This window comes from Streptomyces sp. Root1304 (genome assembly GCF_001426405.1).
Classification (GTDB): domain Bacteria; phylum Actinomycetota; class Actinomycetes; order Streptomycetales; family Streptomycetaceae; genus Streptomyces.
This window is the reverse complement of the sequence record NZ_LMEP01000027.1, coordinates 246,442-260,364: the sequence shown is the minus strand read 5'-3', so window position 1 is coordinate 260,364 and position 13,923 is coordinate 246,442. Positions and strand designations below refer to the sequence as shown.

10 protein-coding genes are annotated in these 13,923 nt (G+C 72.9%); all 10 read right to left on the bottom strand.

All coding sequences use genetic code 11. The annotated features are described in order from the left end of the window. Positions 1–47 precede the first annotated feature (47 nt). The 10 genes from ASD33_RS32220 to asnB are packed head-to-tail and all read right to left on the bottom strand — an operon-like array spanning position 48 to position 13,922. Positions 48–1,073 carry an SDR family oxidoreductase gene (locus ASD33_RS32220; RefSeq protein WP_056568784.1) on the bottom strand — a complete coding sequence of 342 codons (1,026 nt, stop codon included), beginning with the start codon at positions 1,071–1,073 and terminating at the stop codon, positions 48–50. A gap of 3 nt (positions 1,074–1,076) precedes the next feature. Next, positions 1,077–1,724 (bottom strand): PIG-L family deacetylase, encoded by a 648-nt coding sequence (locus ASD33_RS32215; protein WP_056568996.1) that lies wholly within the window; start codon positions 1,722–1,724, stop codon positions 1,077–1,079. Then, positions 1,721–2,536, bottom strand: coding sequence for a hypothetical protein (locus ASD33_RS32210; protein ID WP_056568781.1), 816 nt, complete (start codon positions 2,534–2,536; stop codon positions 1,721–1,723). The genes ASD33_RS32215 and ASD33_RS32210 overlap by 4 nt, the downstream gene beginning before the upstream one ends. A 13-nt stretch (positions 2,537–2,549) precedes the next feature. Further along, positions 2,550–3,785, bottom strand: coding sequence for a class I SAM-dependent methyltransferase (locus ASD33_RS32205; protein WP_056568779.1), 1,236 nt, complete (start codon positions 3,783–3,785; stop codon positions 2,550–2,552). Continuing rightward, the gene (locus ASD33_RS32200; protein WP_056568776.1) at positions 3,782–4,993 is read right to left on the bottom strand and encodes a glycosyltransferase; all 1,212 of its coding nucleotides are present in this window, start codon (positions 4,991–4,993) and stop codon (positions 3,782–3,784) included. Before ASD33_RS32200 ends, ASD33_RS32205 begins: the two co-directional genes overlap by 4 nt. A 7-nt stretch (positions 4,994–5,000) precedes the next feature. Further along, a complete protein-coding gene (locus ASD33_RS32195) occupies positions 5,001–6,227 on the bottom strand; it encodes a hypothetical protein (protein WP_056568773.1) in 1,227 nt (408 codons plus the stop codon). A 1-nt stretch (position 6,228) separates the two neighbouring features. After that, positions 6,229–7,800, bottom strand: coding sequence for a right-handed parallel beta-helix repeat-containing protein (locus ASD33_RS32190; protein WP_056568770.1), 1,572 nt, complete (start codon positions 7,798–7,800; stop codon positions 6,229–6,231). A gap of 2 nt (positions 7,801–7,802) precedes the next feature. After that, positions 7,803–9,791, bottom strand: a complete 1,989-nt coding sequence (locus tag ASD33_RS32185; RefSeq protein ID WP_199863628.1) for an alginate lyase family protein — start codon at positions 9,789–9,791, stop codon at positions 7,803–7,805. Next, positions 9,788–11,971, bottom strand: a complete 2,184-nt coding sequence (locus ASD33_RS32180) for a bi-domain-containing oxidoreductase (protein ID WP_056568765.1) — start codon at positions 11,969–11,971, stop codon at positions 9,788–9,790. Before ASD33_RS32180 ends, ASD33_RS32185 begins: the two co-directional genes overlap by 4 nt. 16 nt (positions 11,972–11,987) lie before the next feature. Next, positions 11,988–13,922: an asparagine synthase (glutamine-hydrolyzing) gene (gene asnB, locus ASD33_RS32175; protein WP_056568762.1), complete on the bottom strand. Its 1,935-nt coding sequence runs from the start codon at positions 13,920–13,922 to the stop codon at positions 11,988–11,990. Position 13,923: the final 1 nt, after the last annotated feature.

Genomic DNA, 13,923 nt, shown 5'->3' with positions numbered 1-13,923 from the left:
CGCCCGCGCCTCCCGGCCGGCCGCGTCGTCCTCTCCGTCGGCCGCGGTCACCGGCGCCACCGCAGCGTGTCGTCGACCGTGCCGGCCTCGGACGCCGCGCGCAGCACGGCCAGCCGGGTGAAGAGACGCTCGAAGTCATCCTTGGTGAGTTCGAAGTTCCGGTAGGCGTCGGCGAGTTCGAGCGCTCCCCGCTTCACCGTCCACTCGCAGTCGAAGCCGGGAATCGCGGCGCGGAACCGGGAGAAGTCCACCCGGTACGACCGCGGGTCGGCGCCGTGCTCCCCGGTGATCCGCACCTTCGATCCCGGCACCGCCTCGGCGACCTGCCCGGCGATCTCCGCGACCGTGACGTTGTTGGCCTCGCTGCCGATGTTGAACGCCCGGTCGTGGACCGCTTCCCACGGTGCCTCCAGCGCGGCCGTGAAGGCGCGCGCGATGTCGGCGGCGTGCACCAGCGGACGCCACGGGGTGCCGTCGGAGAGCACGAGCACCTCGCCGGACAGCAGCGCGTGGCCCACCAGGTTGTTCAGCACGATGTCGGCGCGCAGCCTGGGGGAGTAGCCGAAGGCCGTGGCGTTGCGCATGTACACCGGGCTGAAGTCGCCGTCGGCCAGCGCGTGCAGGTCGTCCTCCACCCGCACCTTGGACTCCGCGTACGGGGTGACCGGGCGCAGCGGGGCGTCCTCGGCCACCAGCGCCTCGCCGCCGGCGGCGCCGTAGACCGAACACGTCGACGCGTACAGGAAGCGCCGCACCCCGGCCTCGCGGGCCAGCCGGGCCAGCCGTACGGACGCGTGGTGGTTGATGTCGTAGGTGAGGTCCGGTGCCAGCGAGCCCAGCGGGTCGTTGGAGAGCGCGGCCAGATGGATCACCGCGTCCACCCCGGCCACGTGCTCGGCCGTGACGTCGCGCAGGTCCACCCGGACTCCCGGCGGGTCGGCGGGAGTCGGCCCGAGCACACAGTCGGCGAACAGGCCGGAGTCGAGACCGACGACCTCGTGCCCGGCGGCCGCGAGGACGGGAGCCATGACGGTGCCCAGATAGCCCTGGTGCCCGGTCAGCAGTACGCGCAAGGTTCATTCCCCCAGGTCGAGAGTGAGTTTGGTGACGGCGAACGCCTCGGCGTAGCGCGCGTGGCATTCGATACCGCGAATCCGGGCCAGCCCGAGGAAGGCCTCCCGGTCGTACCAGGGACGGTGCCGCTGCGAGGGATAGTGCTCCTGCAGCAGCCGCACCTTCCGTTCGGCGATCTCCGTCGACAGCGGCTGGTACGCCACCGGCCGGCCGAGATCGGCGTCCCACTTGACGATCTCGTAGCCGAGCACGAGATGGTCGCGGAACGCGGTGGGAAGCAGCCGCGCCAGCCCGCGGTGGTCCTGATGGGCGTCCTCGGTGCGCGGGGCGAGCACCAGATCCGGATCGGTCCGCTCGCGCAGTTCCTCGACCGCGGCCTTCGCCTCGTCCCAGTGGGCGGGAAGACGCCCGTCCGGCAGCTTCAGCACCGTCAGCCGCAGATCGGCACCCGGACAGAAGGCGGCCAGCGCGGCCCGCTCCTCGTCCTCGCGCTCGCCGCCGCCACCGGAGAGCACCAGCGCGTCGACGCGGACGCCCGGCCGGGCCAGGCACAGCGTGAGCAGCGTGCCCCCGGCGCCGATGGCGATGTCGTCGCAGTGCGCGCCCACCGCCACGACCCGCTCCACGCGCCCGCCCCCGAGCCGGATCACGCCCGCGCCCCGGAGGAGTCCGGGGCGACGGTCACGCCGTCCCGCTCCCACACGGCCCACGGGCGCTCGCCCCTGGCGTACGCCTCGTCGAGCGCGGCCCGCTCCTTCACGGTGTCGGTCGGCTTCCAGAAGCCCCGGTGCTGGTGCGCCACCAGACGGCCGCGCTTGGCCAGTTCGGCGCACCCGTCGGCGACCAGGTCCCCGTTCTCCGGGATGTGGTCGAAGACCTCCTGGCGGAGCACGAAGTAGCCGCCGTTCTCCCACAGCGGCAGCTCGCTCACCGGGGTGATGCCCCCCACCAGCCCGTTGTCGCCCAGGTCCACGCAGTGGAACGAGGACTGCGGCGGCACCACCATCATCGACGCACCGGCGTCCCGCCGGGAGAACCGGTCGATCATCTCCGGCAGCGGGGCGTCGGTGAGCACGTCGGCGTAGTTGGCGAGGAACATCTCGTCGCCGTCCAGGTGGTGCCGCACCCGGCGCAGCCGCTCCCCGATCGGCGACTCCATGCCGGTCTGCGCGAAGGTGATCGTCCAGTCGGATATGTCGGTGGACAGCAGCTCGGTCCGCCCGCCCCGCAGCACGAAGTCGTTGGACGTCGTCTCCTCGTAGTTGAGGAAGAAGTTCTTGATGTGATCGGCCCCGTAGCCGAGGCACAGGATGAACTCGGTGTGCCCGTAGTACGCGTAGTAGCGCATCACGTGCCAGATCAGCGGCCGGGGGCCGACCATCGCCATCGGCTTGGGCACGTCGTCGGAGGCTCCGCTGCGCATCCGCAGCCCGTAACCGCCGCAGAACAGTACGACCTTCATGCTGCTACCTCTTTCACGACGTGGCCTCGACGACGGTGAGTTCCGGGATGGGGAAGACGAGCCGGCCGCCCCACTCGTGGACGAAGGACAGCTGCTCGGTCAGTTCGGCCCGCAGGTTCCACGGCAGGACGAGGACGTAGTCCGGCCTGTCGGCGGCGATCCGCTCGGGCGGCAGGATCGGGATGCGGGTGCCCGGGGTGAACCTGCCGTGCTTGTAGGGGTTCCGGTCGACCGTGTAGGCGAGCAGGTCGGGCCGGATGCCGCAGTGGTTGAGCAGGGTGTTGCCCTTGCCGGGGGCGCCGTAGCCGACGACGGTCTCGCCGCGCTCGGCCGCCTCGATGAGGAACCGCAGCAGGTCCCGGCGCACCTTGGCCACCCGGGCGGAGAACTCGGCGTACCCGGAGAGGTCCTGGAGCCCGGCGGCCTTCTCCCGGTCCAGCACCTCGGCGACCCGCGCGGCCGGCTCGCCGGCCACCTCGGACGGGCGGGCCCACAGCCGGATGGAGCCGCCGTGCGTGGGCAGCAGCTCGACGTCCACGAGCGTCAGTCCGCCGCTCGCGAGCGCCCGGATCGCGGACGCGACCGTGTAGTACTGGAAGTGCTCGTGGTAGATCGTGTCGTACTGGTTCTCCTCGATCAGGGTCAGCAGGTGCTGCACCTCGATCGAGACCCAGCCGTCGTCCGCGACCAGGGCCCGCAGCCCCTGGGTGAACCCGACCACGTCGGGGATGTGCGCGTACACGTTGTTGGCCACGACCAGGTCCGCCGGGCCGTGCTCGGCACGGACGGCCGCCCCGGTCTCCGGGCTCAGGAACTCCGTGAGCGTGGGCACGCCCGCGTCCCGCGCCGTCGCCCCCACGTTCACCGAGGGCTCGACGCCGAGGCAGCGGATCCCCCGGTCCACCACGTGCTTCAGCAGGTACCCGTCGTTGCTCGCGACCTCGACCACGAAGGCGTCGGGGCCGAGCGCGAGCCGCTCCACGGCGTCGGCGACGAAGGTCCGCGCGTGCTCCACCCACGAGGTCGAGAACGACGAGAAGTACGCGTACTCCTTGAAGGTCTCCTCCGGCGTGATCAGCGGAGGGATCTGCGCGAGCCAGCAGTCGGCGCAGACCCGCAGATGCAGCGGGTACGCGGGCTCGGGACGGTCCAGCTGGTCCGCGGCGAGAAAACTCTCGCACGGTGGCGTCGCCCCCAGGTCGACGACGCTGGTCAGCGCCGCCGAACCGCAGAGTCGGCATCGTGTCATTTACTGCCCCCCATTGATTCCGTCCGCCCCGCTGTCGCGGAGCGGTACTCCTCCACCAGGCGCTCCAGACCGACGGCCGGGCTGAAGCCCCGCTCGTAACGGCGCTGGGCCGCCCGGCCCATCTCCCTGTTGCGGTCCGGCCCGGCCGTGATCCGGCGCAGACAGGACGCCAGCGAGGCGGCGTCGCCCGGCCGGTGCAACAGCCCGGTCACCCCGTCCTCGACGAGTTCGACGAAGGCGCCGTGCCCGGCGGCCACGGCCGGCACCCCGGCCGCCATCGCCTCCGCCACCACCAGGCCGAAGGTCTCCCGGGCCATCGACGGAGCGACCACGCAGACCGCCCGCGACACGGCCTCCCGGCACTGGGCCGGGTCGTACAGGCCGACGTACCGCACGTCGTCCCGGCCCGCCGCCCAGGCGGTCACCTCCGCCTCCAGCGGCCCCGCACCGGCGACGACGAGCGGCACGCCCACCCCGCCGTCCGCCGCGAGCGCGTCCCACGCGGACATCAGCAGCCGTATGCCCTTGGGCTCCGCGAGCCGGCCGAGGAAGAGCAGGTGCTCACCGTCGCCCGCCCGCACGGTGCCCGGGTCGGGCACGAAGTTGTGCTTCACCACCAGGCGTTCGGCCGGCATGCCGGACCGCACGAGGATGTCGCGCTGCGCCGCCGAGATGCAGAAGAACCGCTCCACACCGGACCACCACCGCCGCCGGTTGACCGACAGACCGACCGCCAGCGGAACCGTCGCGAGCCGGGAGTTCCGGTAGCAGCCGTGCCGGACGGCGGGCAGCGACGTCGCCGACCCGACGCACTCGGTGCACGGCCGGCCGTCCCGGTGCAGCGTGCCCGGCGGGCACACCTGGGTGTAGTTGTGCAGCGTGGCGACGACGGGCACGCCGACGTCGGCGCAGGCGGCGAGCACCGCGGGCGAGAGCAGCGGGAAGACGTTGTGGACGTGCACCACGTCCGGCCGGTCGGTACGGAGCCGGGCGGCGAGTTCCGTGCGGACCCCCGGGTTCCACGGCACCAGCAGCGGCACCGCGACCTTGCCGAGCAGCGACCGGGCGGCGATGTCGTCGCTGCGCCGCTCGAACAGGTCGACCCGGTGGCCGGCCGCGCGAAGCAGCCCGACCTCCTCGTCGACGACCCTGTTCTCGCCGCTCGGCTGCGCCGAGGAATAGCGGTTGTGCACCACGAGGACATGCATGGTCAGATCACCTCCGGGCCCATCGCGGGACGCGTTGTCGGGGAAGTTCCGCCGCCTGGAGCGGCGGCGGGGCCGTCGCCGCGGGCACCACCAGCAGCGAGGCGGCCAGGGTCAGGTGCAGCAGATACGCCGAGGCGTCGCCGAGACCGACCTCGGTGTACGAGGACAGCGCGCAGTAGCTGATCAGGAAGATCGCGCAGGCCCTCGGCAGCGACGGCGGGCGCAGCAGCGCGACGGCGCCGAGCACGACGACCATCGCGGCCACGAGCGTGACCCCGATCAGCCCCTGCTCGTCGTAGACGGCCAGCCAGCTGTTGTCGATCGGGAGCCCGTCGAAGGACTTGTCGCCGAGTCCCGTGCCGAACAGCCGCTCCGAGGTCGTCCGGGGCGCCGCGAGCAGGGCGTCCCAGACCTTGGCCCGGCCGGTGAGGTTGGAGAAGTTCTGCTGGCTCTGCCCGCGCAGGAACCAGGCCCGCAGCGCGGAGCCGAACACCACCGCGGCCACCGCGGCGCACAGCACCGCCCAGGCGAAGGACCGGCGGGCGGCGCCGCTGGTCAGGACCAGCGAACCGATCGCCAGCACCAGGCCGATGATCAGCCCGAGCGTGGCCGTCCGGGTGTGGGTCATCGCGAGCAGGACCAGCGAGGGCACGATGATCACGGCCGCGCTCCTCCCGGAGATCCGGCGGTTCAGCGCCAGCAGCACGGTGAGCCCGATGACCACCGCCGCGTACTGCCCGATCTGCGGCGGGGTGAGCGGCCACAGGGCCCCGACCAGCCGCCCGCCGTAGTACTCGGGCATCGCCGTCCCCGGCGCGAGGACCAGACCGGCGGCCACGAGCCCGAGCACCGCGAAGTACATCCGGATGTGATGGCGTACGAAGGTCAGCCCGCCGTCCCACCAGCGGCTGAGCAGCCACAGCGTGGCGACGAACAGCGCCAGCCGCGCGCAGCGGAAGAGCGCGCCGGGGCCGACCTCCAGATGCACGCTGGAGATCACGCTCGGCACCAGCAGCAGCGTCAGCAGGAACACGAACGCGCTGGGCCGGACGCGCAGCTGGAGATTGGCCGCGAGCGCCAGCGCGAACGCGGCGACCAGCGCGCCCATGGTGACCATCTGGATGAGGGAGCGGGGGAGCGGGACGACGGTCTTCGCCCCCGCGGACCCGAGCGTGTTGAGGGCGAGCAGCGCCCAGGCCGTCCCGACGAACTTCGACGTGTGGTCCCTCACCATCTCAACCACCGTCCCGTGCGCGGAGGGTGCTGCCCGCGTCCTGCCCGTACGGCGCGCCCCGCCACTGCCCGAAGCCGAGCGTCCGGCCCGCGTCGTGGGCGACGAACGTCCACGGCCCCACGTAGACGTTGTCGTGCCAGCGGTTCCGCTGCTCGCGGGTGATCGCCTCGGCCACGCGCCCGCCCCGGTACGGCGACCAGTCCGGATCGGTGCCGTGGTTGGCCAGCACCGCCATGCGGTCGCAGCCCACCGTGCAGTCGACGACGGTCTTGTCCAGCGCGAACCGGTTGCCGTGGATGTCCACCCGCTGGGTCTTCCACCGGCAGTCGGCGTAGAGCGGGGCCCGGGAGATCGCCGGCGGCGCGCAGCGGCCGGTGTCCTTCACCAGCAGGGTGCAGTAGCCGGTCGAGGTGTTGGCCGCGCTGTTGCAGAACCGGTCGGCGTTCTCCCACAGGGTGATCCCGGACCAGTTGTCCTCCAGCACGTTCCGGTAGATCTCGATCCTGTCCGTACGGGCCCGCACCCGCGGTTCCCCGCCGGACTCGGAGACGTACACCGTCCCGTACGGGAAGTCGTCGCCCTGCGCGGCGGCGGCGCGGCCCTCGACCCAGTTGTTCCGCCGGATCGTGTTGTTCCGGACGACCGCGTTGTAGCTGGTCTCGTAGATCAGCGCGGCACCGTCGTTGCCCTCCAGGACGTTGTCCTCGATGAGGAAGTCGTTGTTGTTGGTGTCCGCCCACAACCCGGCCCCGCGGTTGTCGTGCACCCAGTTGCCCCGTACGTCGGCGCCGTCCACGGCCCAGAACTTGATGCCCCCGGTGCAGCCGCAGCCCGGCTCCCGCCGCTCCCAGTCGTCGGTGTTGTTGCCCACGACCTCGTTGCCCTCGACCACCAGGCCCTTGAGGGAGTCACCGGTCTTGTAGGCGTTCATCCCGTACTGCCCGTTGGCGCGCAGACAACTGCCGCGCAGCTGCTGGCGGGCACCGGCCATCAGCCCCGCGCCGGAGTTGTACTGGATCCTCGCGTGCTCGATCACCCACCCGTCGGCCATGTCGTGGTTGACCACGCCCTCGTTGTTCGGCGCGACGAAGCCCTGCACGGTGAGGAAGCGGAGGGTGACGTCACGGGCGGTGCCGCCGAACGCGTACTGGTTGACCTTCCGGCCGTCGAGCACCGCACCCGGCGCGCCGAGGTAGCGGTTCCCCTCCTTGGGCGTGACCTGGGCGTAGAGGTCCGCCTCCAGCGTGTGCGTGCCCGGCCGGAGCCAGAACGTGGTGCCCGGGGGACTGTTCTCGGTCTTCGCGGCCAGGTCGTTCACCACCGCGGGGTCGACCGTCACCGCCCCCGGCGGCGGCTTCGCCGGCCCGGGAACGGGCGCGGCGCACACCCGGGCCACGGCGGCGGAGGGCGCACCCGCGCCGGAGGGCGCGCCGGAGGCGGTGCCCGCCCCGGCCGTGGGGCGCGCACCCGTCGCCCCCGCCGGGGCGTCCGGCGTGGCCGTGCAGCCGGTCGCCGCGAGCAGGAGCAGCACCAGCGGTGCCGTCGGCACCGTCAGGCGCCGCCGCTCGACCACCCTCACACGCCCTCCCGGCCGCGGAACCCGAGGACCGTGGTGAAGCTCCCGGCGCCCTCGGTGAACCCGGTGCCGACCAGGGTGGTCGCGGGTTCCTTCCGGCCGAAGCCCGCGGAGTACCAGCCCAGCGGCGGGTCGCTCTCGCCGCGGTGCGCCCGCCAGGTCAGCTCCCCGGGCAGGTCGAGCACCGCGGAGCGGTCCTCGCCGTCCCGGGTCCAGACGAGCACCGCCCGGTTCCCCACCAGCTCCGCGGTGACCGCGGGGCCGAGGTGGAACGCCAGGCGCACGGGCCCGCGCTCGCCGTGGACCTCGTCGACCACCCGCAGTTCCCGGGTCGCGGCGGTCAGCTCCACCCGGCGGCGGTGCACCGAGCCCTGGTAGCCCTCGTGCTCGGCGGACCAGCGGGCCGTCCCCCCGTCGGAGACGTCGGACGGGCCCGCGGCCAGGACACGGGTCCGGGCGTGCCGGGTCCACAGGAACGGTCCGCCGGACACGGACTGGTCGGCGCCGTCCCGCTCCAGGGTGTTGTGGCCGAGCGTCGACCGGAAGTACCGCCGCCACTCGGGCTGCCCGTGGTAGCAGTACGTCCCCGGGTCGGCGAGCACGTCGACCCCGTCGTGCCGTACCTCCACGGACAGCGCGTCCGCGTGCGCGTGCGCCGCGATGGACAGGAACCCGTGCGGGCCGCCGTCACAGCGGCACCAGATCCCCTCGGGACCCCGCAGGACGGTCATGCCCGCGTCGGCGAAATGGCCCGGCCGGGCCGCCGGACGGGACACGACCGGAGCGGCCGGGCCCTTCGCGTACGGCCGGACGAGCGCGGCGAGCAGCGGAGTGCGGACATCGGTGCCGGAAACCTCCGGCCACCAGTCGAGTCGGCCGAACACGGCCTCCCCGGTGGCGAGCAGCGAGCCCCAGCGGTCGGTTCCGGCGCCGTCCACGACGAGCCCGTGGCCGTCGTCCGCGTCCCCCTGGCGCGGCGGCCGCAGCCGCCCGTCCACGACGGCCGCGAGCGCGTCGGTCATCCGCAGCAGCACCAGCCGGATCGACGGGGGGACCGGCTCCCCGAAGGCGTCCGCCTCCGCCACCGCCGCCAGGCCGAGTTCGAGGACCAGCCCGTGGTACTCGGTGGCCAGCTCGCGGTTGAGGCCGGAGAGGAAGGTGTTGCTCCGCAGATGGCGGTCGAGGGACCGCATCGCCTCGGCCCGCCGGCGCGCCGAGGCCGGGAACCAGCCGAACGCGCAGGACGCCGCCAACTGGCCGGCGGCCTCGGCGATGACGTGGTTGTTCGCCGAGGAACCCCGGCTGGGGAAGGCGGCCAGCCAGCGCTGGTGGTGCCAGATCTGATGGAGCGCCACCGGGTTCTCCTCGAACAGCCCGGCCGCGCCCGGCCAGCCGTCGAGCAGCCGCCGGACCCACACCCAGGACAGCAGCCGGATGCCCAGCTCGATGCCGCTGGTCCAGTGCACCCCGCGCAGCGGCGCGTTGGCCGCCCACCACGAGCGCAGGTGCTCGGCCACCCGCTCGGCGTACCGCTCGTCCCCGGTGACCGCGTAGGCGGCGGCGAGCACCGTGAGGTACTGGTGCCGGGACAGCTCCCAGATCTGCTTGATGTCCCCGACGGCCTCCTCGTCCCGGTACGGCACGTCGAAGGCGTAGCCCCACGGCGCCCGGCGCCCGGTCTTCGGGTCGTACCACCAGTCCGGGGCGACCAGGTCGTCGCGTTCCACCCCGAAGTACTCGGCGTGCCCGGCCATCAGCCGGTCCGCCTCCGCGACCAGCCGCTTCGCGGCGTCCGGAGGGATCGCGGCGACCGTCCCCGCGGGCAGCACCGCGGTGAACCGGGCGCCGGTCACCCTCGGGGCGCCCGGCCGGGCCGACCGCCAGTGCCGCCTGCGCGCCGCGTCGAGCGCCCGGCCGCCGACCTCCGCCGGCCCCATCCGGGACAGCCGCCGCAGGTACCAGCCCGGACTTCCCGAACTCACCGTCATATCGTCCTCGCCAACGACACCGGAGCACCGCCCGCCAGGGCGTCCTGGACGGCGAGGGTGGCCGTCGTGGTGGCGACCAGCGACTCCAGCGGCACCGGCATCGGACCGCCGGTCCGCACGGCCCTGACGAACGCGGCCAGCTCGGCGGACTGGCCCTTGTCCCGGGCCTTGGGCAGCCGCGAGGAGACCCACCGCTTGCGGCCGCCGTCGTACACGGCGGCACGGACGAAGTCGTCGAGCCGCAGCACCCTGCCGTCCGCGACCAGGTCCAGCGTCTCCTTGGGGAAGCCGGGAGCGCCGGTGGTGACATAACTGACGGTGGCGGTGGACCCGTCCGGGTAGCCCAGGACGACCTGCAGGTCCTCGTTGCCGGCCGTGCCGACCGCGTACACCGACACCGGATCGTCCCCGAGCAGCCAGCTCGCCGTGTCGATGAAGTGCCCGCCCTCGCCGACGAACCGCGAGCCCTCGGTGCCCTGCCGGAGGTACCAGCTGCCGTGGTCGAGGCGGCCCGCGTTGACCAGGTAGCGCAGGCTCGCCGGGCCGGTCCGGGCGCCGAACCGCTGCCGGGCCTCCCGCAGCATCGGCGCGAACCGGCGGTTGAAGCCCACCTGCAGCCGGTCGTTGCCGGACTCCTCCACCGCCGCGAGCACCCCGGCCAGTTCCTCCTGGTCGAGCGCCAGCGGCTTCTCCACGAACACCGTCTTCCCGGCGAGCAGCGCCCGCCGGGTCAGCTCGGCGTGCGAGCTGTGCCGGGTGACCACGAACACCGCGTCGACGGAGTCGTCGCCGAGCACGGCGTCGAGATCGGTGGTCGCCGCGGCGAAGCCGAACTTCCGCTGCGCGTTGGCCGCGGACAGCGCCGTCGTGGTGACGACCGCGGACAGCTCGACGCCCTCGCGCCCGGCCAGGTGCGGCAGCAGCATCGACGTGGCGTAGTTGCCCGCGCCGACGAACGCGAGCCGCACCGGCTTTCCGGCGCGGACCGGGGCGGACGCCCCGGTGCTCCGCCGCACCGCCGGCACGGTCACCGCCGGAGCCTCGGCCTCCGTCGTCCGCTCCGGGTACCGGAACAGCACGGTCACGGCCTTCAGGTCGCCGTCCTTCAGCCGCCGGTACGTCTCGACGGCGTCGTCGAAGTCGGCGACGTGGGAGACCAGGGGCTCCACGTCGACCGAGCCCCGGGCGAGGAGATCGAGGAAGCACGCCAGGTTCCGGCGCTCGGTCCAGCGCACATAGCCGATCGGGTAGTCGCGCCCCGCGAGCTCGTACTCCGGGTCGTAGCGCCCGGGGCCGTAGCTGCGGGAGAACCGGACGTCGAGCTCCTTCTCGTAGTACGCGTTCCACGGCAGGTCGAGGCGGCACTTGCCGATGTCGACGACCCGGCCGCGGTCCCGGCACATCCGGGCGGCCAGCTCGACGGGCTGGTTGCTGTCCCCGCCGGCGGCCAGGTACACCTGGTCCACACCGTGCCCGTCGGTGAGTTCGGCGACGGCGTTCTCCACGGCCGCCGAGGAGGGATCGCCGCACGCCGCCGCGCCCAGGCTCTCGGCCAGGTCACAGCGCGCCGGATCGGGGTCGACGCCGACGACGCGGACGCCCGAGGCGACGAGCAGCTGCACCACCAGCTGGCCGATCAGCCCGAGGCCGATGACCAGTGCCGATTCGCCGAGCTGCGGCTCGCCCTGCCGGACGCCCTGCAAGGCGATCGACCCGACGGTGCCGAAGGCCGCGTGCCGGGGCGCGAGACCCTCCGGCACCCGGGCGTAGAGGTTCTTCGGCACCCAGTTCAGCTCGGCGTGCAGCGCGTGCTCGTTGCCGGCACAGGCCACGAGGTCGCCGACCTTCACGTCGTCGATGCCGGGGCCGACCTGCTCGACCACCCCGCACAGCGAGTAGCCGAGCGGCGTGTACGAGTCCAGCTTGCCCATCACCTTGCGGTAGGTGGCGGGCACCCCGTTGGTGGCGACGCTCTGCACGACCTTGGCCACCTGGTCCGGGCGCGAACGGGCCTTGCCCAGCATCGACATGCCGGCCTCGGACACCTTCATCAGCTCGGTCCCGGTGGAGATGAGCGAGTAGGCGGTCCTGACCAGCACACCACCCGGCTTGCAGCCCGGCACCGGCACGTCCAGCACCGCCAGCTCGCCGCTCTTGTAGTTCTGTACGACCTGTTTCACCGAAGTCCTCTTGTCTCTACGCAGTCGAGGAAGCGCTCTGGCCGGACCCGGAGGTCGCGCCGCGATACCAGTACTCGAGGGTCAGCACATGCCACAGATGCTTGGAGTAGTCCTGCTGTCCGGCGGCGTCCGCGGCGACCATGCGCGCCAGCGCGTCCCGGCGCAGCAGCCCGGAGCTGACGAGCAGGCCGTCGTGCACCACCTCGCGCACCAGCGGCGCCAGGTCCCGGCTCATCCAGGCCCGCAGCGGGGCGCTGAACAGGCCCTTGGGGCGGTACACGATCTCCCGGGGCAGGACCGAACTCGCCGCCTCCTTGAGGACGGCCTTGCCCTGCCGGCCGACGATCTTGCGGTCACCTGGCACCGCGAACGCCGCCCGGACCACCTCGACATCCACGTACGGCACCCGCACCTCGGTCGACGCGGCCATGCTCGACCGGTCCGTGTAGGCGAGGTTCAGGCCCGGCAGGAACATCCGGGCGTCGGCCAGGCACATCCGGTTGACGAAGTCGTCGAGGCCGTTGTCCTCGTAGACGTCCGCGTGCTCGGTCAGCACGTCGTCGACCGTCCCCGCCAGATCCGGATCGATCAGGGCGAGCAGCTCGTCCCGGTCGTACATGGTGTAACTCCGCCGGAACGCCGTCTCCTCCGGCAGATCGGCGAAGGAGAGGAACCGCTTCGCGAACCGCACCGACCGGTACCCCCGGCGGGCCGACGCGACCGGCAGCCGGCCCACCCCCGCCGAAAGACCACGCCGCAGCGGCCCGGGGACGCGCTGGTAGCGCAGCGCGATCCGGTTGGCCAGGTGCTTGCGGTACCCGGCGAACAGCTCGTCGGCGCCCATCCCCGAGAGCATCACCTTGACCCCGGCCTCCCGGGCGGCCGAGCAGATCAGGAAGGTGTTGATCGCGGCGGGATCGCCGATCGGCTCGTCCAGGTGGTACGTCATCCGGGGCAGCAGGTCCAGCACGTCCGGCGCGATCTCGATCTCGTGCAGATCGACGCCGAACCGCTCGGCCACCTGCCGGGCGTACCGCAGGTCGTCCGGCATCGCCTCGAACCTGGCGTCCTCGGCGCGGAACCCGATCGTGTAGGCGGAGATCCCCGGGTGCTCACGGGCCGCGAGCGCGGTCAGATAACTGGAGTCGAGCCCCCCGGAGAGGAAGGTCGCCACGGGCACGTCGGAGAGCAGATGGCGCCGGGTCGACTCCTCGACGACGGCGGCGAGATCCGGCAGCTCACCGGAACGGGCCCGCTCCCGGCCCTCGGCCGCGACCTCCTTCAGGCTCCAGAACCGGCCGCGGTCCACCCGCCCGTCGGGCCGGCACCGCAGCCAGCTTCCCGGCGGCAGCTTCTCCGCCTCGCGGAACGCGCACCGCGAGTCCGGCACCCAGTAGTAGAGCAGCGAGGCCACCAGAGCCGCGTGGTCCACCTCCAGAGAGCCGCCGGTCACGGCGGCGAGCGCCTTCAGCTCGGAGGCGAACACCAGACCCTCGCCGCGCCGCAGCAGGAACAGCGGCTTGATGCCGAGCTGGTCGCGGGCGAGCACCAGCTCCCCGGTCCGCTCGTCGAAGATCCCGAACGCGAACATGCCGCGCAGCCGGGGCAGACAGTCCGTGCCCCAGCGCCGCCAGGCCTCGAGCAGCACCTCGGTGTCGGAGGTGCCGCGGAACCGCACCCCGGCGGCCGTCAGCTCGGCACGCAGCTCCGGCGCGTTGTACAGCTCACCGTTGTACGTCAGGACGAGACCGTCCGAGACCATCGGCTGGGCGCCCGTCCCGGACAGGTCGACGATGGCCAGCCGGCGGTGCCCGAGCTGCACCTCGCCGTCACCGACGGGGTGGCTGTACCGGCCGGCCCCGTCCGGTCCGCGATGGGCGAGGGCGTCGGTGAGCCGGTCGGTCACGGCCTTCCCGTCCGGCCATCGGTACGTACCTGCGATGCCACACATG